This window comes from Vibrio sp. ZF 223, assembly GCF_003050585.1.
Lineage (GTDB): Bacteria > Pseudomonadota > Gammaproteobacteria > Enterobacterales > Vibrionaceae > Vibrio > Vibrio crassostreae.
In genome coordinates, this window is record NZ_PIGB01000001.1 from 490454 (window position 1) to 510272 (window position 19819).

Consider the following 19819-nt stretch of genomic DNA (forward strand, 5'->3'; position numbering starts at 1 on the left):
TCTTTATTCAATCGGATTACCTATTCAATGATTTCTCAATGCGTTAAAACGCTTTTAAATAAAGCATAACAGCTAGATAGCAAAAACCACATTTGTTCTAGATCAACTTTGGTCTGGGAATGTGGAAATCCACAATACCCCCTATAGAGTCAAAATCTGACAATGAGCTCAACAGAACCAATACCCATTTATAGGTACCAATATGGACTCATTGAAAAGACGGTTTCTCAACCAGTTCGGCAAAGTTTCCGCTGGTGCTGCGCTCATTCCCATTACCGGAATCAACACCGCAGTTGCCAGCACTGCCATTCGCAATAACAACCAACCTGACCGTAGAGGCGAAGTAGGCAAACGCTACGCCATGGCGATTGATTTGCGTAAATGCGTGGGCTGTCAGGCATGTACTGTTGGCTGTAGCGTTGAAAACCAAGCACCGATTGGCCAGTTCAAAACCACCGTAAAACAATATGAAGTCTCCCTTGATGATGGTTCAACGGCTCAACAAGAGGTGAAATCATTCATGCTGCCTCGCCTGTGTAACCACTGCGACAACGCGCCTTGCATCAAAGTTTGCCCTGTTCAAGCGACCTTCCAACGTGAAGACGGCATTGTAATGGTCGATAACGAACGCTGCGTAGCCTGTGCTTACTGTGTACAAGCCTGCCCTTATGACGCTCGTTTTATTAATGACGACACACTAACCGCCGACAAATGCACCTTCTGTGCACATCGCCTTGAAGACGGCTTACTGCCCGCTTGTGTCGAAACCTGTGTCGGTGGCGCGCGCGTAATCGGTGACCTAAAAGATCCAAACAGCGAGATCAACCGCCTGCTCAATGAGAACCGAGATGATATCAAGGTACTCAAGCCAGAGCAGAATACCAACCCACATGTTTTCTATATCGGCATGAACGAGCGTTTCGTTAGCCATATCGAAGGTCAGCCTGCGATTTATGATCCAGCCGCCATTGATAACTCATCCTCTAGCAAACAAGAATTGGCAATCGCAACACTAGGAAAACAAGGAGAGACAGCATGAATATCACCGAGGTGTTAGTTCCCGCTCAAGAGATTGCTTGGCTACCGTGGGCGGTTCAATATTTCTTCTACATTGGTTCTGCCTACGCGGCGGCTATTCTGTTTTTGATTGCACTGATCTTCAAAAACTCAACCAGCCACCAATTCCGCTCAGCCCTTGTGCTTGTAATGGCCATTGGCGCGATTGTTGGACCATTAGCCCTTACTGGTGACTTGCACCAACCAGGACGCGCGTGGCACTTCTACGCACACATCACGCCTTGGTCATGGATGTCACTTGGTTCTCTGTTTCTTCCTCTGTTTTCTGGTCTGGCTGTTGCGACAGCTTGGGTTTACCTGCGTGATGACATCGCACAGCTTAAGGAAAGTGAAAACCCACTTCTAAAACGTTTGGCTTGGCTGACGCTAGGTCAATGGCAAATATCGTCAAAGCTGATGATTACGCTCGCTGCTGTGACGGCTATTTCGGGCCTAAGCATCGCGCTTTATACAGGCGCAGAGATTGCGATTTTGGCGAGCCGCCCGCTTTGGCATCAACCGGCTTCTCCACTACTTTGGTTCACGACTGCATTCTTTGCTGCAACGGGTTTAACGCTGTTGATTTGGGCTCTACTGCCTTCAAGCAAGCCAAGCTTAAAACCAACAGACCTAGCTCTGATACAAAGAACCATTACCTTAACAGGTGGCCTTGCCATCATTCTTACCTCGATTTGGGCATCTAACCATGGTCACTTCAATCTGTATGAGAACAATGCTTGGGGAATCAATCTAGGCATCATGACCACCAGCATTTTGCTGTGCATGATCTTAGTTCTCCCCCTACAACGCTTATCGCAAAGCAAGCTAGGAATTATCTGTGTAGCACTTGCGACCATGATTTCAGCATGGGCGGTACGCTGGGTCACCATGATGGAAGTTCAAACCATTCCACGTTTTGATGTAGGCCCATTCCCTTATGAACTGCCGATGGGGAGCGCAGGGCTTCTCGGCATCATTGGCATGTGTGGCCTGTGGCTTGCGCTTGCGCTGTTCGCTTCTGAAATCGTGTCTACTGGATCTAAAAGAACAACTGGCTCTGCACAAAAGACAGAATCTAAGCCAAACCAAAACACACCATCACCACTTAACCGCTCACATAGCTTGTAGTCTGAGGAATCATCATGGATAACAAACGTCGTCAATTTTTGAAAACAGGCCTTGCTGCCGGTGGTGTTGGAGCTTTTGCAGCAGGTTATGCAACAACCACAAAACACATGGTTCACGGTGCTATTGATGGCACCGCAGGTAAGAAAACCAATCACATCCATCACGGTAATTCGTTAGAGACGGAATACAGTGTCGATGAGCAAGGTAAGATCTCGCCGAATCCCAACCAACGCGTGGCACCATCAATGTGTTTCGGTTGCTGGACACTGTGTGGCTTGCGTGTACGTATCGATAATCGCAACGACGAGATCTTACGTATCTCAGGCAACCCGTATCACCCACTATCAAGTGATCAGCAGATCCCGTTCAAAACCCCCGTAAAAGACGCCTATATTGGCTTGTCTGGTGAATCAGGCATCAATAACCGCTCGACAGCCTGCGCCCGTGGCAACGGTATGTTAGAGATTCAAAACAGCCCATACCGAATCACTCAACCATTAAAACGTGTTGGTAAGCGTGGTGAAGGTAAGTGGGAACCAATCAGCTACGAACAGCTTATCTCTGAGATCACCGAGGGTGGTGACTTGTTTGGGGAAGGCGAAGTCGAAGGCTTACGTTCGATTCGCGATATCGAAACACCACTTGATCCGAACAACCCTGAATACGGCCCAAAAGCCAACCAGTTATTGGTAACCAACGCGGGTAATGAAGGCCGTGATGACATCTTGAAGCGCTTTGCATTCAACAGCTACGGCACACGAAACTTCGGCCACCATGGCTCTTACTGTGGCTACGCATTCCGTGCAGGTTCTGGCGCGATCATGAATGACTTAGACAAGTTCTCGCACTTAAAACCCGATTTCAACAATGCTGAATTCATTCTTTTCATCGGTATGTCTCCGGCACAAGCGGGTAACCCGTTTAAGCGCCAAGCCCGACAACTTGCTGAAGCTCGTACTAACGGAAAACTGAGCTACACCATAGTGACACCAAGCCTTCCTGCAGGATCATCAAGCCTTGCAGCGGGCGATCGTAACAACTGGCTTCCGATCAAACCGGGTACCGATTCAGCATTAGTTCTGGGCATGATCCAATGGATCATCGAGAACCAGCGCTACAATCACGACTTTTTGTCTCGCCCAAGCGCGCAAGCGATGCAGAAAGCAGGCACCACACACTGGTGTAATGCATCTCATCTCGTGATCAGCGACGAAACACACCCACAAAACGGGCGCATGCTTCGTACATCGGATATTGGTTTACTAGAAACGGGCGAACTGATGTCTGACGATGATGCATTCGTCGCACTAGATGTGACAACGTCACTATTAGCATCAAATGTTCAAGTTGATGAGGCGGCGTTGTTCGTCGATCAAGACGTAGAAATCGATAGTCAGACCGTTCGTGTTAAGTCTTCTCTACAAAGATTGAAAGAAGAAGCCTTTAAATATGACCTTGCTTACTACAGCGAGCAGTGTGAAATCCCGCAAGATCAGATCATTGCACTGGCGAAACGCTTCACCAGCTACGGAACAAAAGCAGTCGTGGATACTCACGGTGGCAACATGCACACCAATGGCTTCTACAACTCGTTCTCTATTCTGATGCTGAACGCGCTGATCGGTAACATCAATGCGAAAGGTGGGGCGATGGCGAAAGCAGGTGGCTACCCAACTTCGGTTGCAGGCCCACGTTATGACTTTACCAAGTTTAAAGGTAAGACTAAGCCACAAGGTGTGTTCTTATCTCGCAGCAAATTTCCTTACCACAAGACCAGCGAATACAAACGTCGTGTTGCTGCCGGTGAATCACCTTACCCAACACGCGCGCCTTGGTACCCAATCTCTGCACCGCTGTTAACCGAGCATTTATCAGCTGCGATTGATGGCTACCCTTACCGCGTAAAAGCGTGGATCAACCACATGGCGAACCCACTCTATGGCGTACCGGGTTTAGACAACCTGTTAGGCGACAAGCTTAAGGACCCAAAACAGCTTGGTTTGATCGTCTCTATCGATGCCTTCATCAATGAAACTACAGCACTATCAGATTACCTAGTGCCAGACACGGTAACCTACGAAAGCTGGGGCATGGCAACACCTTGGCATGGCGTTGCAACTAAGGCGATCACCGCTCGTTGGCCGATTGTTGAACCTAAAACTTCTCGCACTCAGGACGGACGTGCCATCAACCTAGAAAACTTCTTTATTGATGTCGCGAAAGCGCTCGATCTAGGTGGATTTGGCGATGATGCAATCAAAGACAGCCAAGGCAATTGGTTCGGTATCCATAGTGCAGAAGACTTCTACCTGCGCTCAGCGGCTAACTTAGCATTTGCCAAAGGCGGCGTGCCCAATGTCGATGCGGAAGACATTGTTTGGTCTGGCCTAGAGCGCCTAATGCCTGTGATGAAAGAAACGCTCAAGCCAGAAGAAATGCTCAAGGTGGCGTATATCTTTGCGCGTGGCGGTCGTTTTGAAGACGCAACCAATGCGTATACCAATGAAACCATGAAGTACAAATGGACCAAGCCATTGGCTATCTGGAATGAAAAGCTTGGTACCTCTCGCAACACCATCAGTGGTGAGCAGTACATGGGTTGCCCAACGTGGTATCCACAAAAACTGGCAGATGGCACACCATTGGCTGACCAGTTCCCAACAAAAGAGTGGCCATTTACTCTGACTAACTTTAAGTCCAACATTCACAGTGCGGTGTCTAACTTGTCGCCACGCTTAGAATCAATCAAAGGGGTCAATCCGGTTTACATTCATCCCCAAGACGCCTCTTCAGCGGGCCTAAAAACCGGTGACGTATTTGCGATCGAAACGCCGAGCGCAACCACAAAAGCGTTGGCGATGGTGATCGATGGCATCAAGCCGGGCACATTAGGCTTTGAACACGGCTTTGGACACAAAGAGCTCGGTGAACGTGCACACTGGATTGGTGACACACAACAACCAGTAAAAATGAAGTCAAACGATGGCGTTAACATTAATGATATTGGCTTAATTGACCCGACGAGAGAAGGCAAAGGCGTCATGCTAGATTGGGTGGTGGGCGCAGCGGCAAGACAAGCGCTTCCGGCTAAGATCTACAAAGTCTAATCAGTAATCCAATACAGCCCCTACTGATACTTAATTAAGGTGACAACAGAGCAACTTCACCATTCGAAGTTGCTCTGCTTTTTAACAGTCAATACATCGACAGCATTCAATCCTCAACATCCAATCCAGTCGCAACAACCAAAGATTCTTCACTTCTCTTTTCTTCTCTTCATCACAACTTTTTAAGCCCGGATCTATAAAGCAGCTATGCTTATACGATCGGTGCCATAAAAGAGCCTTAACAAGCAGTTACACCGAGGCGAACATGGCAGTTCCCTTGCATTTCGTAAACAGCGATTGGATTGGCCTAACGGAATTCACATCAATACCATTATAGTGGTTGAGGTTATTAATGTGAGACCCACCTCAAATTCAAAGTGAATTAATGTGGAAATCCACAATAGCGCGAACAATCAATTATGTCGAAAATGCGTGCACTACAACCAATAGCGACGCCTCATGACTAAGCTGAAAATTAAAACTCAAACACTAACGCTTTGTATCGCAGCTCTGGGAAGCCTTTCTTTATCTGGTTTTGCACAAGCAGCGCCTAATCCAATGCCAGAAGCCGCAGAAACCTGTAGCGGATGCCACCAAGTTGACGGTAAAGGCATGCCCAACATTGCCCCTATGCTAGCAGGGCTCAATGCTGACTACCTTGAACACCAACTGGTTCTATTCTCTAGTGGTGAGCGTCAAAGCGCGATCATGAAGGGCATGGCGGATGGTGTGTCTGATCCTACCGTTCGTCGTGAAGTAGCAGAGTACTTTGCATCATTACCGTCATACGAATTCAGCGATTTAGAACAGCGCGGCTCACAGGCTGATATTGATAATCCTTATCGTAAGCTTGTATTCCAAGGCGATTGGGATAGAAACATTCCAGCTTGTGCAACCTGTCATGGGCCAAGTGGTATGGGTGTAGACAAATTTCCACGCCTAGCGAGCCAGCACGCCGACTACATTCAAAATCAGCTCAACGCTTGGAAAAACGGCACTCGTAAGGGTGATGATTTGAACATGATGGGCAACATCGCAGGCAAGTTAACCGACGATGAAATCAAAAAACTGTCTTACTACTTCGCATCTTTCCGATACTAAAGGGCTCGCATGAAAACATTACTTTTAATTACCGCAACCCTTGCCTCTGGAATCGCTTACGCCGAAGGTGAGTTGCCCGATCGCCAAACCGAACTGCCCGCTGTCGAGAAGCCTCAAGATAACAAGTATCTGGTGCCACGCGACTTGGTTGATATTCCTGCCGGAGAATTTGGTGACAAGGTCAAACTGGGCTACTCGCTGTTTGTCGATTCTCAGCAGATGCGTGGGACGTTCGTAGGCAATGAACAAAACTGTGTAAACTGCCACATGCAAGCGGGCATGAAGGCAAATGCAGCGCCTCTATGGGGAGCTTACATGGCCTACCCAGCTTACCGTAAGAAAAACGACAAGGTAAACAGCTACGCAGAGCGTATCCAAGGTTGTTTCACTTACTCAATGAATGGCTTGCCACCAGCAGTTGGCTCAAAAGAGATGGTCGCGCTAACGGCTTATTCATATTGGTTGGCGATGGGTGGCATCTTAGATAAAAACGGCATGCAAGACACTCCAGTTCCTGAGATCAGCGATGCAGATTTGCAAGTCGGTGGTAAAGCGGAAAGCTTCCCTCTTCCTGAAGAGCTGTTAAGCAAATACCCAATTGATGACCGCAGCAAGCTGGCAGGTCGTGGCTACCCTAAGATTGCCAACCCAGAACAAGAGCCGTCGATAGCGCGTGGTGAAAAGGTTTACCAAACCAGCTGCCAAACTTGTCATGGTCAAAATGGTGAAGGAATTAAAGGAGCTGATGGTCGCTCATACCTACCGCCACTTTGGGGAGAGAATTCGTTCAACTGGGGCGCAGGTATGCACCGCGTGAACACCGCTGCCTACTTCATCTATGAAAACATGCCGCTTGGAAAGAGCCAACAGCTTTCGATTCAAGATGCTTGGGATGTGGCCGCGTTTGTGAATAGCCATGAGCGCCCACAAGACCCGAGATACAAGGGCGATGTGGCTGATAATGCAGAACGCTATCACAAACATCAGGGCTACTACGGTAAAGAAGTGGATGGCCACGTATTGGGTACAAAAGCTTATCCAAGTGGCAAAGAAGTGATTCATAATCACTAGCTTCACTTAAAGAGGGACTCTTTTCGAGAAAAGAGCCGTTCACACCAGCTATAGCTACACTTTACATTGTAAATCAGTTATAGCCTGAGAGTAAAAAGGAGCCAGTTCGTATGAAGTTCTGGCTCCTTTTTTTATTTGATATGGCATAGAAGCAGCTAACCTTGCTGCATCTTCTCCCAAATGGTTGGAGAGCCAATATAGTCTTGAACCGTAGTGATGAACTCTTTCACCAGCTTGGTCTGCTTACGGTGCGGATACACAGCGTAGATTGCGGTATCGATTGTAGAGATCGGATAATCTGGCAGTAAAGTGACCAAGCCAAGTTCTTTCATTGAGGCATACAGGTTTGATTGATCAAGGAAGCCATAACCTAGACCATCTTTCACACAAGACACCATGGTACGAACATCACTCACCTTATAGTTGCCACGAATCGTCAGGCTTTGGAAAGTATTGCCATGCGGCTCTTCACTGATACGCAGATGATCAACCGTCATATCGCCATTGGTATAAATCACCGCAGGCAAAGCTAGCAAATCTTGTGGTGTCTTAGGTTCACCGTGCTGCTTAACAAAATCATTCGACGCGACCAACATGAAGTTACTGTCAGCAATCTTCTTCGCAATCAAATTCGATTCAACAAGCTTGCTGAAGCGAAAGGCGATATCGAATTGGCCTGCGATGATGTTGGCGATCTTATCGTCCAGTGAAAGGACAATCTGAACATCCGGGTACTTTCTCATAAACTGAGTGATGATAGGTTGCAGGTATTGCTGACCAAAATAGATCGGAGATGTAATTCGTAACACACCTTTGGGTTCAGACTGGTATGAATCAGCAATGCCTTGGATCTGATTGATGGTGTCTTTCAACACATAGGTTTGCGCGAGAATATCTTCCCCTGCCGACGTCAATGAGAACGAGCGCGTAGAGCGGTTGAGCAACTGAACACCTAAGTCTTGCTCAAGCTTTTTGATCTGTTTAGAGAGTGATGAATTGTCCATATCATGCAAGGTTGCCGCTTTGGTGAACGACCCTTGTTGAACCACATCTAAGAACAATAACAACTGATTAGTATTGGGCACTTCGCCTCTCCTGCAATAAAACTCGATTAGCGTTCATCTTTAGGGGTATCCATCACAACCATAGTCGTTATGGATTGAACCTGAGCACATTCCCCAAGTACATCGGCATGAAACTTCTTATATCCCGGCAGATCTTTGGTTTCGACTCTCAATAAATACTCGTTAGCGCCAGTGATGTTGTGACATTCCACTACCTCTTTTTCCATGCTGACATGTTGTTCAAACTCTAGTTGAGCCGATTTGCTGTGGCTCGATAAACCAATCGAAACATAGGCAATAAAGCCGACACCCATTAGGCCATTATCCAAAACCGCGCGGTAACCTTGGATGATGCCTTTGCGCTCAAGATCTTGTACGCGTCTTAAGGTTGCAGAGGCCGACAAACCAATTCGTTCTGAAAGCTCAATGTTGGAGATTCTGCCGTCCAATTTAAGCTCTTGCAATATCCTTTCGTCAAATCTATCCATAGGTACTTATTATTGTGCAATTAGTGATAATAGATGAAATAAAAGCACATAATTGCCTCACTTTCCACCTACTATGTTTCTCAACACGTGAAAGTCATGACCGGTCAGTCACTTCGTTCATTTTATTGCTGGAGAACCATAATGCCTTTAGAACAACTTAGCGCACTTGCCTTATTTGCGTTTGTCTCGACCTTCACGCCGGGTCCAAATAACATCATGCTGATGACATCAGGTGCCAATGTTGGCTTTGCTCGTACCATTCCGCACATGCTTGGCATTGCTCTAGGTTTTGCCGCCATGTTGCTGTTAGTTGGCTTCGGTTTAATGGGCATTTTCAACGCGTATCCGGTGACTCACCAAATCTTAAAATACCTGAGCCTTGCTTACTTGGTTTACCTAGCGATTAAAATAGCAAAGAGTGGAAAAGCTAAAAGCAGTGAAGCTTATAAACCGATGACCTTCATTGGCGCGGCAAGTTTTCAGTGGGTGAACCCGAAAGGTTGGTCAATGGCACTGACTGCCATTTCTGTTTATAGCAGCGGTAGTTCATGGTGGGAACTTGCAATCATCGCAGCGATATTCACACTAACTAACTTGCCATCCGTAACTTTCTGGACGGCAGCAGGCAAGCAACTGCAACACTGGTTAACTACGCCAGTCCGCATCAAAAGCTTCAACTATGGCATGGCGGGGTTGCTGTTAGCATCAACGATTCCAATGCTCTAATCGACTCACTTTACCTATTAATGGTTAGCACACAGCTGCTAACCATTAATATTGTTTTTAAAGAAACCCAATAATTTCAATAACCCAACGACCAAATATCGCCTGCCCACTCGGCGTTAACGTCCATATAAACACTGCTATATTTATTGCCACCGTCAGCCAATAAATCGCTCTGAACGGCTGTTTTTGCGTTTTATGACGCAGCTTGTCTTGTGCGATCAAAGCCCCCAACCAACCACCAGCCCCAGAAAAAACATGCAAGGTTTTCTCTGGCACACGCCAATTACCATTGATCGCTGCTCGCTTGTCTTTCGCGTACACAAAAAACGTCACCAATCCGATAACCAAATACCACACCAACAGCGCTTTAGAACTTTCTGCAAACAACACAGATATCGCAACCAACATCAGATAGGTGATAGCAATTTTAATAGATGAAGACAACATCAACTCCTTTTGGGTAACAGCTCACATATTGTGGCAATTACGCCCTGTAGATTTTGATAGAAAGAGCTCAGTAGCACGGAGCTAGTCTACTAAGAAACCTCTTCCTAAACACACGTTGGATCTATCGTAATCGAAAGGATCTGAAAATAGAAATGACAGTATTTTCACACTTATGTGAATCCATTTTTAGTGTCAAAATATTTGTGGTTACTCCACACTAATTAATAGGGTTATTATTAGCTATAGTAGCAATAAAAACGGTAATAAATAAAACTTTATTGCCATTAAAAAATAAGAACCAAAAAAAGTGGTATTCGTCTCACATTAATAAGGATGAGTTCTCATCCTTATTATCTACTCCTATCCTCTACGCCTTAGGTTATTGATTCCGAACATATGAGTCATTGATCCAATTAATCCAGCACTAACCAAATACAAAGCGTGATATTGACACTAGGTTTCTTATAATTACGAATTAAAAATAACTTTATACATTGCCATCACAAATAGTTGACCTTGGTTAAAGCTAGGATATTTATCTTCATAAAAAGTGAAATATGGATATCAAAACGTGAACAACATAAATATTAATAAAATTATCTCTCTACGAAACACCTTCAATATGACCAAAAAGAGAAGCTTCAAGCGCTCGACTTTGGCCAAAGCGATTTTACCTCTATTCACCGCTACTTTGATCGCAGGTTGTGGCAGTGATAGCGACAATGACACAGACGCAGGCAACGATGGCTTATACAAAGCAGGCGAAAACGAAGTCGTTGTGTATTACAAACGTGATGTTGCAGCCGCGAGCACTTCGGGCTCTACTTACGACGGTTGGGGGCTTCACCTATGGAATGGCGAAGGTTGTACTAGCACAGACTTAGTCGGCATGGGGTTGAGTGAAACCGGAACCGATTGGAACAGCCCTTACGAATACGATGGTATCAGCGATACTTACGGTGCTTACTATGTATTGAAAGTGGATCCTGATGCTTCTGACCCACATAAATGCATGAATTTCATCTTACACAATGGAGACGAAAAAGCGTTTGGTAGTGCCAATTCAAAAATCGAGTTAACCAAACTTGGTGATTCGCAAGGTGTATTCGGGTTCCATGGCAGCAGCGAGCTGTACTACGACCCAATTTCAGAGCGCCCAGTGAATATTGATGGCCAAAAAGCGCATTGGTTAGACGCAGACACTATCGCTTGGGAAGCCGCTGGTAACGCCGATTCTGTCAAGCTGTTCTACGCACTCGATAACAGCATCACGATGAACGACGACAAAGAAATCGTGGGTGGCACTGCAATTGAACTGAGCAAAGACGGAGAGCTTTCTACTGAATTGAAAGAGCGTTTCCGCCACCTTGCAAGCTTACCTGCCCTTGCTATCGACGTTGACGACAACACATTACGCACCATCTTAAAATCTCAGATAATTTTTGTTGCCTATAATGCCAATGGCGATGTTATCTCTTCAACTGAGGTTCAAAAGCCAGGTGTGCTTGATGCGGTATTTGCTAGCGAAGATGCTGGTAATGCGATGAGCGAAGAACTAGGCGCGATTGTTGAAGGCAGTGCAGCGACCTTCAAGCTTTGGGCACCAACCGCGCAAGATGTAGAACTCGTCTTGTACAACGAAGATCTGCAAAGTTCACAAGTGTTCCCAATGACGGAAAGCACTGAGACGGGTATTTGGGCGACTGATGCGGTACCTAACGCTGTCAACAGTTACTATCGCTACCAAGTGAAGGTTTACCATCCAACCACAGGTAACATTGAAACTCGCCTAGTAACCGACCCTTACTCACTCAGTTTGTCGAAAAACTCTGCGTACTCTCAAGTGATTGACCTAAATGACTCAACCTTGAAACCAACGAACTGGGACGACTACGTACGACCAACCGTAGAAAAAGACGAAGACCATGTACTTTACGAATCACACCTTCGTGACTTTAGCTTCAGCGATAAACTAGGCACAGCAAGCCTGAACGGCAAGTACCTCGCTCTCACAGAAGCCGATCGTGAGTCGGTCAAGCACCTACAAGCTCTGCAAGAAGCAGGTTTAACCACGCTGCATATCTTACCGGCATTTGATATCGCGACCGTTGATGAAGATGCCGCGAGCCGTGTTGATATCACCGACACCGTTGGCAAACTGTGTGATGTAAAACCGACTGCTGCTTTATGTGGAAACGAAGACGAAAATAAAGTCATCGAAGATGTACTCGATGGTTATGACCCTTCAACAGGCGATGCGCAAGTATTAATGAACGACCTGCGCATGCTGGACAGCTTCAACTGGGGCTACGACCCATTCCACTACACTGTGCCAGAGGGCAGCTACGCGACCGATCCTAATGGTTCTCAACGTATTCTAGAATTCCGTCAAATGGTGAAAGCCACGCACGACATGAATCTCAAGCTGATCATGGACGTGGTATACAACCACACCAATGCATCTGGCGTAAACGATAAGTCAGTACTGGATAAGATTGTCCCTGGGTACTACCACCGTCTTAATGTGAACACAGGTGGCGTGGAAAACTCGACCTGTTGTGACAACACTGCGACCGAAAACCTAATGATGGGTAAGTTAATGGTCGACTCACTTAAGGTGTGGGCTGACGACTACAAGGTGGATGGTTTCCGTTTTGACTTAATGGGTCACCAACCAAAAGACGTAATGGTAGAAGCTCTTGCTGAAGTTCGTAAAATCGACGAGAACACACTGTTCTACGGTGAAGGTTGGGATTTCGGCGAAGTAGCGGATAACGCACGCTTCGATCAAGCGAACCAAATCAACATGGCAGGCACTGAGATCGGTACCTTCTCGGACCGTCTGCGTGACGCCGTACGTGGCGGTAGCCCGTTTGATGGTGGCATCGATTCAGAAGGCAACCACCCACTTCGCTTTAACCAAGGCTTTGGTAACGCAGCGATTGCCAACGAAGAGACCAAAGTTGATCAAGACTCAATCAACGGTCGCTTACACAACCAAGATCTTGTTCGTTTAGGTATGGCAGGTAACCTCGCAGAATACGTACTGATTGATTACAAAGGCGATACCAAACTGGGTAAAAACGTTGATTACAACGGCGCGCCAGCTGGTTACACTAAGATGCCTTCAGAGAACATTTCTTACGTTTCAAAACACGATAACCAAACGCTGTGGGATAACAACGCATACAAAATCGCCACTGGTACTAGCTCTGCAGAGCGTGCTCGCATGCAGTCTGTATCTCTCTCTACAGTAATGTTAGGCCAAGGCATACCATTCATCCATATGGGTTCTGAGCTATTGCGTTCTAAGTCGATGCAGCGCGATTCTTACGATTCTGGTGACTGGTACAACCGCGTAATGTTTAATGGTACTAACAACAACTGGAATGTTGGCTTACCACGTGAAGACAAAGATGGTGCTAACTGGGATTTGATCAAAACTATCATTGCTGACAGCACGGCTAAACCAGACGCAGACGACATTGAGCTGACTAAGCAGCAATTCCTAGAACTACTAAAAATCCGTAGCTCAAGTGAACTGTTCCGCTTAGATACAGCAGACGAAGTCATGAAGCGTGTCGATTTCCGAAATGTTGGCGAAGATCAAGTCGAAGGCCTGATTGTCATGTCTATCGATGATGGTGTGTCTGCGGGCGACGATCTTGACCCTGCAAATGATGCGATTGTGGCAGTTGTAAACTCAACTAATGAATCTCAATCGTTCAAAATCACAGGAGCGACAGGCTTTACACTTCATGACGTTCAACAAAACTCTGCTGATGATACAGTGAAAGGTGCAAGCTTCGCCGCTGAGACCTTCACAGTACCGGCACTAACCACCGCTGTATTTGTACAAGCTCAAGGTGATGCACAAGGTGTCGGTCTGCCAGTTGATAACTCTGATAAAGATGTGTCTAGCATTCCGCCATACGGTCAAACTACCGTGTATGTACGTGGTGATATGAATGGCTGGAACCCTGTTGAGGGTTGGGCAATGAGCTTTGTAAGTAACGGCGTTTATTCAGTAACAGGTAGCTTGGAAGCGGGTAACTATGGCTTCAAGTTTGCAGATGCTGACTGGAAAACACCTAACTTTGGTTGTGACTCCGTTGAACTTGCTAATGGGTCAATCAACCTAGGTAGTGATGGTAACTGCCAACTAAGCGTAGCAGAAGCTGGCAGCTACACCTTCACTCTGAATGCGATTAATGAGCTGGATGACAATGTAGAAAAAGCGGTCGTTTCAGTAACCAAGAATTAAGCCTTAAAGCTTACGATTCTAATAAACAGATAATAAAACCAGCGCAAGCTAGCCTTTTGGGAGACCTCAGTCTCCCTTTTTTTGTGCTCAACAAACACCAATCCCAACACGTCCCACCCTTCCCTGACCTTGATTAACATAAATGTTAAGAGATAAACAAACCGCCTTGGTTCTTGGTTCTTGGTTCTTGGTTCTTGGTTCTTGGTTCTTGGTAGAAAGTATAACGATGTCGTGTGAACGTATAACGATGTCGTGTGAACGTATAATTCCAGTGTACGTAAAGTTTAGGAGGCCGACTTTAGGCCACTAGATGAAATAGCGATTCGTCAATAGAGCTCGTATTCAGCTATTTGACAAGAGTAAAATAGACGAGAGTGTTTTTTAGTAGTTAGTAAATCAAAACTATAAACAACGAATTACGCCCATTTATATTAGCTATTGGTTATTGGTTATTGGTTATTGGTTATTGGTTATTGGTTATTGGTTATTGGTTATTATGTGTAAGCCTGAGATTATTTACATTCAAAGATTCTGGTTAACATGAGTATTACTTTTAATATATTACAATCAATAAAAAAGGCTCCCTACTAGGAGCCCTTCTCTTTATATCAATCAGTATTTACAAACTATTCGACTACTTTTTATTGACGGCTTTTACAAATACTTCTTGCGCGCCTTCAATACCTAGTGCTTTTGCTTCATCTAATAAGCTCAGAGCTTTAGGAATATTGTCTTCAGTTACAGCCGTTTGAATCGCATTGTGATAGTAGGTTTGCGTTTCAGGTTGAATGGTATCGATCTTAGTCGCAGCGGCTGGTTTAGCGTTAGATTCGCTGCTCGATGAACCAATAGAAAAGAAGCTCGCTTTATCGATTGTTACTTCTATCTTACCAACGTTAGCATTTGGAATCGGGATATCTTTCACTTCAGGTAAATAGTTACCACGACCTTCCGCATCTAAACGAGCAGGATGGATCACATCAGTAAAATCACCAATATCAGCTTGATCTGTATAGATAACTAAATAAACTGATTTTGCTGTTGTCGGTGGGTAAAAATCGTTCTCAGCAACGAGACGGTTCCCCAAGTGTAGTCTTGGTTTAGCGTACTCGAAACTCTCTTTACCGTAACGCTCTAGCTCACTACCGTTTTCGTCATAGATAACCGCATTAGGAACAAACGCTGTATCGCCGATAATGCTCGTGATATTAATCGAGTACTCACCGCGATCTGCAGGCAGTTCAATCGCTACTACAGGGCTGTTTATTCCTTGATAGTTTAATACTTGGCTATTTGGTGTCACATCAAAAATTGCCGAGCTTGGAAGCTTCATCGGGGCAAATTGAAGACCAGTAATCGAGTTAACTTGTTCAGCCTGTGCCACTTGCACTTGCTCGACTACTTGTGCAGATTGGCAACCGGCCAATGCAACACAGCCACTCAACATCAGAGCTTTAAAATACATAACCCTTCCTTTTTATTTTTTTAAGAAATTTACTAACTTTAATTACCACAAAGAGAACTATTCACCTAGGGAACGATCAACTTAATCGTACATTCCTTAAAAAAATAGCCGACGCAAGCCGGCTATGAATTAGGAGAGTTTAGGATTTTAAGCTAAGTGGCTTACCACCAAGCTTCAACTTGGATACCAACAACGAAGTCGTTGTCAGCACCTTTAGCTGTTACATCTCCGCTCGCATCTTTCACTTCGCCGAATGAATCACCTTCTAGATCCATTAGGTAGCTACCGTATACACGGATTTCAGGACGAGCCCAGAAGCTGTCACCCATTGCCCATGCTTGAGCAACAGTAAATTTAGCGCCACCAAAGTCAACGTTGTCTACTTCACCAGCGTTATAGCCAGCTTCGAAGATAGTACGCATTGTGTCGTTCCACTTATACATTGGACGAGCCACGATAGAGTATTGGCTTGAATCATGCTTATCAACACCTAGGTCTGAACCTGCTAGGTATGCAAGTTGGTGACCCACTTCCCAAGATTCGCCTAGGTTCATTACACCCCAGTTAAGAATACGGTAACCAAAACCATCATCTTGAGCACCAGAGCGATCATAGTAAGCACCAGAACCCCAGAAGTTAGCCATTTGAACGCCGTAACCAGCAGTACCTAGCTGAACAACTGTTTGGTTAAAACCATTGCTCATGTTTTGGTGGATAATACCTGTAGCAAGTAGACCATCATCACCATCGTATTTGCCATTCTTGTTTTCAGTACCGAAGTTGTAAACAACACCAAGCTCTAAACTAGCATCTTCCCATAAACCGATATTCGCTAGGCGAGCATCAGCCATGTAACCAGCACCGTTCTCATCTTCGCCATCTTGAATAATTGCTAAAGAAAGTTTTTGGTTACCAACTGAAATATTTTCAATACCACCACCAGTACCTGATGTATTTAGGAAGTAGAAGTCAGTGATGTGAATATCTTTACGTTGGTAGTATGTTTTACCAGCCCAAAGAGTCGCTTCTTCATCGAAAGATAGAACGCCTTTTGCTTTAACCGCAAACTGAGCAACGTTAAAGTCACCGTCTTCCCAACCATTTGCGCCATCAGCACCAGAAGCAATCATTGACTCTAAACGCCAAGTTTGCTCACCAGTTTTTAGTTCTTCAGCCAAGCCAAACTCAGAGTAGTTGTCGTTTTCATTACCTAGACGGCCAATACCATTCTTCATGAATGAAACGTCACCACCATCATTTCCGCTAATACCAGTACCAGCACGCATGTAGCCATTAAAATCTACAGCGAACGCAGAGCCAGCAGCTAATGTAGTTGCCACTGCAGCAGCAATCAAACTTACTTTTTTCATTCTTAACTCCATTAAGGACGATTTATTTTAGGTTTTTATATTTTTGCTCTCTTGCGGCAACCAAAGGCAGTAATGGTAGTCGTAAGATAGAGAGGTTTAGGGTTTCCCCTGATTCGTTTCAACGGGGTCAATATTAAGAGGGGATGACAAGTTTGACTTCCTCCACCCCTAAGTTAATTAAGGGGGACTAGAGGGGAGTAGAAAATATACAGAATGGTGTTTTAAAGAGGTAGATCACTTAATCTAGGAGGAGTAGACAGCACACAGATCTAATTATTCACCTTAAGTGAGATCTACTTCAAATATATAATTTGAACCTAATCGGTAAATTATTTTTTTAACAATAATTATTCTGTGAAGTTGCTTGACCTTACTGTGACAAAGCTTTTTACTTATAGTTCACTGATGTTGATAAACGAACAAGAAATCAAGCAATGACTAGAACGCTCGCTCGCCCTTATCCACTAGGCGCAACGCTAGGAAACACTGGCTGTAACTTCTCAATTTATTCTCCTGACTGTAAATCCCTCTCTCTTGCTCTTTTTGACGAGAACGATAAATTCACCACTTATAAGTTGGAAAATGAATACGCTGATATCAGATATGTTTTTATTGATGGTATAAAAGCGGGGCAAAAATACGGCTTCATTGCTGACACTGACAATGGGCCAATCCTACTTTCAGACCCGTATGCCAAAGCAATCAGCGAACCGCTCGATTACGTCACGCCGTATACCAATGAGAAGAGCTTTGCTATGGCGAAATGTGTTGTTATTGATGACACTTTCGATTGGCAAGGCGTAGAAAAACCAAGCATTAGCCGCGAAGAGACCGTTCTTTTTGAAACCCATGTAAAAGGCCTATCTCAACTTCATCCTGAAGTAGCGACCAATACTAAAGGACGTTACTTAGGGTTAGTTAGCCCTGAAATGCTTGCGTTCTATAAACAGCAAAATATCAATTCTCTACAACTTTTACCTATTGCTGCGTGTATGCATGAACCCCACCTATTGGATATGGGGAAAGTAAACTATTGGGGTTACAACCCATATCTGTTCATGGTGCCAGACCCTCGCTATGCAGAAAAAGACGCGGTTACTGAGCTCAAAACCGCGATTCGTGAACTGCACCGCAATGGTATCGAGGTCATCCTTGACGTCGTATACAACCACACAGCTGAAGGTGGTGAAGGTGGGACAACGTTCAATCTAAAAGCGCTGGATAGCAACTCCTACATCAAACATGGCTGTCATTATGCGAACTTCACAGGCTGCGGTAATACGGTCGATCTAACCCATCAACCTGCACTCAACTTAGTCATGGATACGCTTCGCTACTGGGTGAGTGAATTCCAAGTCGATGGCTTCCGTTTTGATTTAGCAGCCACGCTGGGGCGAGAAGGTGACAACTATAATCCTGAGGCCGCTTTTTTCAAAGCCGTTGCTCAAGATCCTGTACTTAAAGAAACTAAGCTCATCGCTGAACCTTGGGACATCGGCCCGAATGGCTACCAAGTTGGTAATTTCCCGTTAGGTTGGAATGAGTGTAACGACAAGCTCAGAGACATCACACGCAGCTTCTGGCGCGGTGATCAAGGCTACCTGAAAGAGTTTGCGACTCGCTTGATGGGTTCACGTGACATCTATAGCGCAGCACACTGGCCGTACAAATTGACCGTCAACTACATCACTTATCACGATGGTTTCACCATGCAGGATCTTGTTTCTTACAAGCACAAACACAACGAAGAGAATGGTGAAAACAATCGCGATGGACACGGTGACAACCGCTCTGAGAACTATGGTGTTGAAGGCGAAACAGAAAACCTGTTAGTTATCGCCACGCGTGAGAAGCAGAAACGTAACTTCATGGCGAGCCTGCTGTTTGCTTTTGGTATTCCACATATTCTGACGGCAGATGTGTTATCTCATACTCAAAAAGGTAACAACAACGCATACTGCCAAGATGGCGTGACAAGTTGGCTTAACTGGGAAGACTCTGAACGCAAGACATACTTCAAGACTTGGCTATCGGAAATGATTTCTGCTCGTCAGCAATACATGGTGCCATTTATTAAGGCATTCAGTGGCGAAAAGCGTAACTCTAATCGCATCTTCTGGAGCCGTGTCGATGGCACACTCATGGAGCATGATGACTGGAACCGTTTAAGCTCAGTTGCGCTGCATTTAGGCATTGGTAAAAATGGTGACGAGTTGATTTATCTGATCAACCAAACCAACGCACCAGCACGTTTTTCTTTACCTAGTGATCGTGATCAAAACTGGGTGAAGATCTGCGATACTAACCTACGAAATGTAAAACCGGGTCATGCTGAAGGTGAAATGTTATTGTCGCCAACTTCGATGGCGATTTTGCATTATTCGCCAGGAAAGACTGAGTTAAGTTAAAAGTTAAGCCAACGTAATAAAACACCGAAAACCATAGAAGCCAGTTATATTTATGACTGGCTTTTTTGTTAGCCTAATATCACAAAACTCATTCATTTATATGGAATCATTTGCATTGATGTGA

At 45.2% G+C, this 19819-nt stretch carries 13 protein-coding genes; 8 read left to right on the forward strand and 5 right to left on the reverse strand.

Annotated features, from left to right (window positions below):
• Positions 1 to 202 precede the first annotated feature (202 nt).
• The 5 genes from dsrO to CWO13_RS02110 all read left to right on the forward strand — a co-directional run bounded on the left by dsrO (position 203) and on the right by CWO13_RS02110 (position 7463).
• Positions 203 to 1039, forward strand: a complete 837-nt coding sequence (dsrO, locus tag CWO13_RS02090; RefSeq protein ID WP_108082446.1) for a sulfate reduction electron transfer complex DsrMKJOP subunit DsrO — start codon at positions 203 to 205, stop codon at positions 1037 to 1039.
• Positions 1036 to 2184 carry an NrfD/PsrC family molybdoenzyme membrane anchor subunit gene (nrfD, locus tag CWO13_RS02095; protein WP_108082447.1) on the forward strand — a complete coding sequence of 383 codons (1149 nt, stop codon included), beginning with the start codon at positions 1036 to 1038 and terminating at the stop codon, positions 2182 to 2184. Before dsrO ends, nrfD begins: the two co-directional genes overlap by 4 nt.
• Before the next feature lie 14 nt (positions 2185 to 2198).
• Positions 2199 to 5291, forward strand: coding sequence for a tetrathionate reductase subunit A (locus tag CWO13_RS02100; RefSeq protein ID WP_108082448.1), 3093 nt, complete (start codon positions 2199 to 2201; stop codon positions 5289 to 5291).
• 459 nt (positions 5292 to 5750) lie between these two features.
• Positions 5751 to 6392 (forward strand): c-type cytochrome, encoded by a 642-nt coding sequence (locus CWO13_RS02105; protein ID WP_048660998.1) that lies wholly within the window; start codon positions 5751 to 5753, stop codon positions 6390 to 6392.
• Positions 6393 to 6401: 9 nt separating this feature from the next.
• Entirely contained in the window at positions 6402 to 7463 is a 1062-nt protein-coding gene (locus CWO13_RS02110; protein WP_108082449.1) for a c-type cytochrome, read from the forward strand.
• 155 nt (positions 7464 to 7618) lie between these two features.
• Here CWO13_RS02110 and CWO13_RS02115 read toward each other — a convergent pair whose 3' ends face one another.
• Positions 7619 to 8548: a LysR family transcriptional regulator gene (locus tag CWO13_RS02115; RefSeq protein WP_004732134.1), complete on the reverse strand. Its 930-nt coding sequence runs from the start codon at positions 8546 to 8548 to the stop codon at positions 7619 to 7621.
• Between the two features lie 26 nt (positions 8549 to 8574).
• On the reverse strand, positions 8575 to 9015 hold the full coding sequence (locus CWO13_RS02120; RefSeq protein WP_010431662.1) for an Lrp/AsnC family transcriptional regulator: 441 nt from the start codon (positions 9013 to 9015) through the stop codon (positions 8575 to 8577).
• 141 nt (positions 9016 to 9156) lie between these two features.
• Between CWO13_RS02120 and CWO13_RS02125 the strand changes: the two genes are divergently transcribed.
• Positions 9157 to 9741 (forward strand): LysE family translocator, encoded by a 585-nt coding sequence (locus CWO13_RS02125; protein WP_102530035.1) that lies wholly within the window; start codon positions 9157 to 9159, stop codon positions 9739 to 9741.
• 57 nt (positions 9742 to 9798) lie between these two features.
• Here CWO13_RS02125 and CWO13_RS02130 read toward each other — a convergent pair whose 3' ends face one another.
• Entirely contained in the window at positions 9799 to 10188 is a 390-nt protein-coding gene (locus tag CWO13_RS02130; RefSeq protein ID WP_102530034.1) for a DUF1294 domain-containing protein, read from the reverse strand.
• Between the two features lie 622 nt (positions 10189 to 10810).
• Between CWO13_RS02130 and pulA the strand changes: the two genes are divergently transcribed.
• Positions 10811 to 14452: a pullulanase-type alpha-1,6-glucosidase gene (pulA, locus tag CWO13_RS02135; protein WP_108082614.1), complete on the forward strand. Its 3642-nt coding sequence runs from the start codon at positions 10811 to 10813 to the stop codon at positions 14450 to 14452.
• 634 nt (positions 14453 to 15086) lie between these two features.
• Here pulA and CWO13_RS02145 read toward each other — a convergent pair.
• Together CWO13_RS02145 and lamB are read right to left on the reverse strand one after the other, a co-directional pair.
• Positions 15087 to 15917, reverse strand: a complete 831-nt coding sequence (locus CWO13_RS02145) for a MalM family protein (RefSeq protein ID WP_017078578.1) — start codon at positions 15915 to 15917, stop codon at positions 15087 to 15089.
• A gap of 161 nt (positions 15918 to 16078) precedes the next feature.
• Positions 16079 to 17287, reverse strand: a complete 1209-nt coding sequence (gene lamB / locus CWO13_RS02150) for a maltoporin LamB (RefSeq protein ID WP_108082450.1) — start codon at positions 17285 to 17287, stop codon at positions 16079 to 16081.
• A gap of 434 nt (positions 17288 to 17721) precedes the next feature.
• Here lamB and glgX point away from each other — a divergent pair, with 434 nt between their 5' ends.
• On the forward strand, positions 17722 to 19695 hold the full coding sequence (gene glgX, locus CWO13_RS02155) for a glycogen debranching protein GlgX (RefSeq protein WP_102530033.1): 1974 nt from the start codon (positions 17722 to 17724) through the stop codon (positions 19693 to 19695).
• Positions 19696 to 19819 lie beyond the last annotated feature (124 nt).

Coding starts and splice junctions, on each gene's coding strand:
- dsrO (WP_108082446.1), top strand. CDS start 203: ATGGACTCATTGAAAAGACGGTTTCTCAACCAGTTCGGCAAAGTTTCC.
- nrfD (WP_108082447.1), top strand. CDS start 1,036: ATGAATATCACCGAGGTGTTAGTTCCCGCTCAAGAGATTGCTTGGCTA.
- CWO13_RS02100 (WP_108082448.1), top strand. CDS start 2,199: ATGGATAACAAACGTCGTCAATTTTTGAAAACAGGCCTTGCTGCCGGT.
- CWO13_RS02105 (WP_048660998.1), top strand. CDS start 5,751: ATGACTAAGCTGAAAATTAAAACTCAAACACTAACGCTTTGTATCGCA.
- CWO13_RS02110 (WP_108082449.1), top strand. CDS start 6,402: ATGAAAACATTACTTTTAATTACCGCAACCCTTGCCTCTGGAATCGCT.
- CWO13_RS02120 (WP_010431662.1), bottom strand. CDS start 9,015: ATGGATAGATTTGACGAAAGGATATTGCAAGAGCTTAAATTGGACGGC.
- CWO13_RS02125 (WP_102530035.1), top strand. CDS start 9,157: ATGCCTTTAGAACAACTTAGCGCACTTGCCTTATTTGCGTTTGTCTCG.
- CWO13_RS02130 (WP_102530034.1), bottom strand. CDS start 10,188: ATGTTGTCTTCATCTATTAAAATTGCTATCACCTATCTGATGTTGGTT.
- pulA (WP_108082614.1), top strand. CDS start 10,811: ATGACCAAAAAGAGAAGCTTCAAGCGCTCGACTTTGGCCAAAGCGATT.
- CWO13_RS02145 (WP_017078578.1), bottom strand. CDS start 15,917: ATGTATTTTAAAGCTCTGATGTTGAGTGGCTGTGTTGCATTGGCCGGT.
- lamB (WP_108082450.1), bottom strand. CDS start 17,287: ATGAAAAAAGTAAGTTTGATTGCTGCTGCAGTGGCAACTACATTAGCT.
- glgX (WP_102530033.1), top strand. CDS start 17,722: ATGACTAGAACGCTCGCTCGCCCTTATCCACTAGGCGCAACGCTAGGA.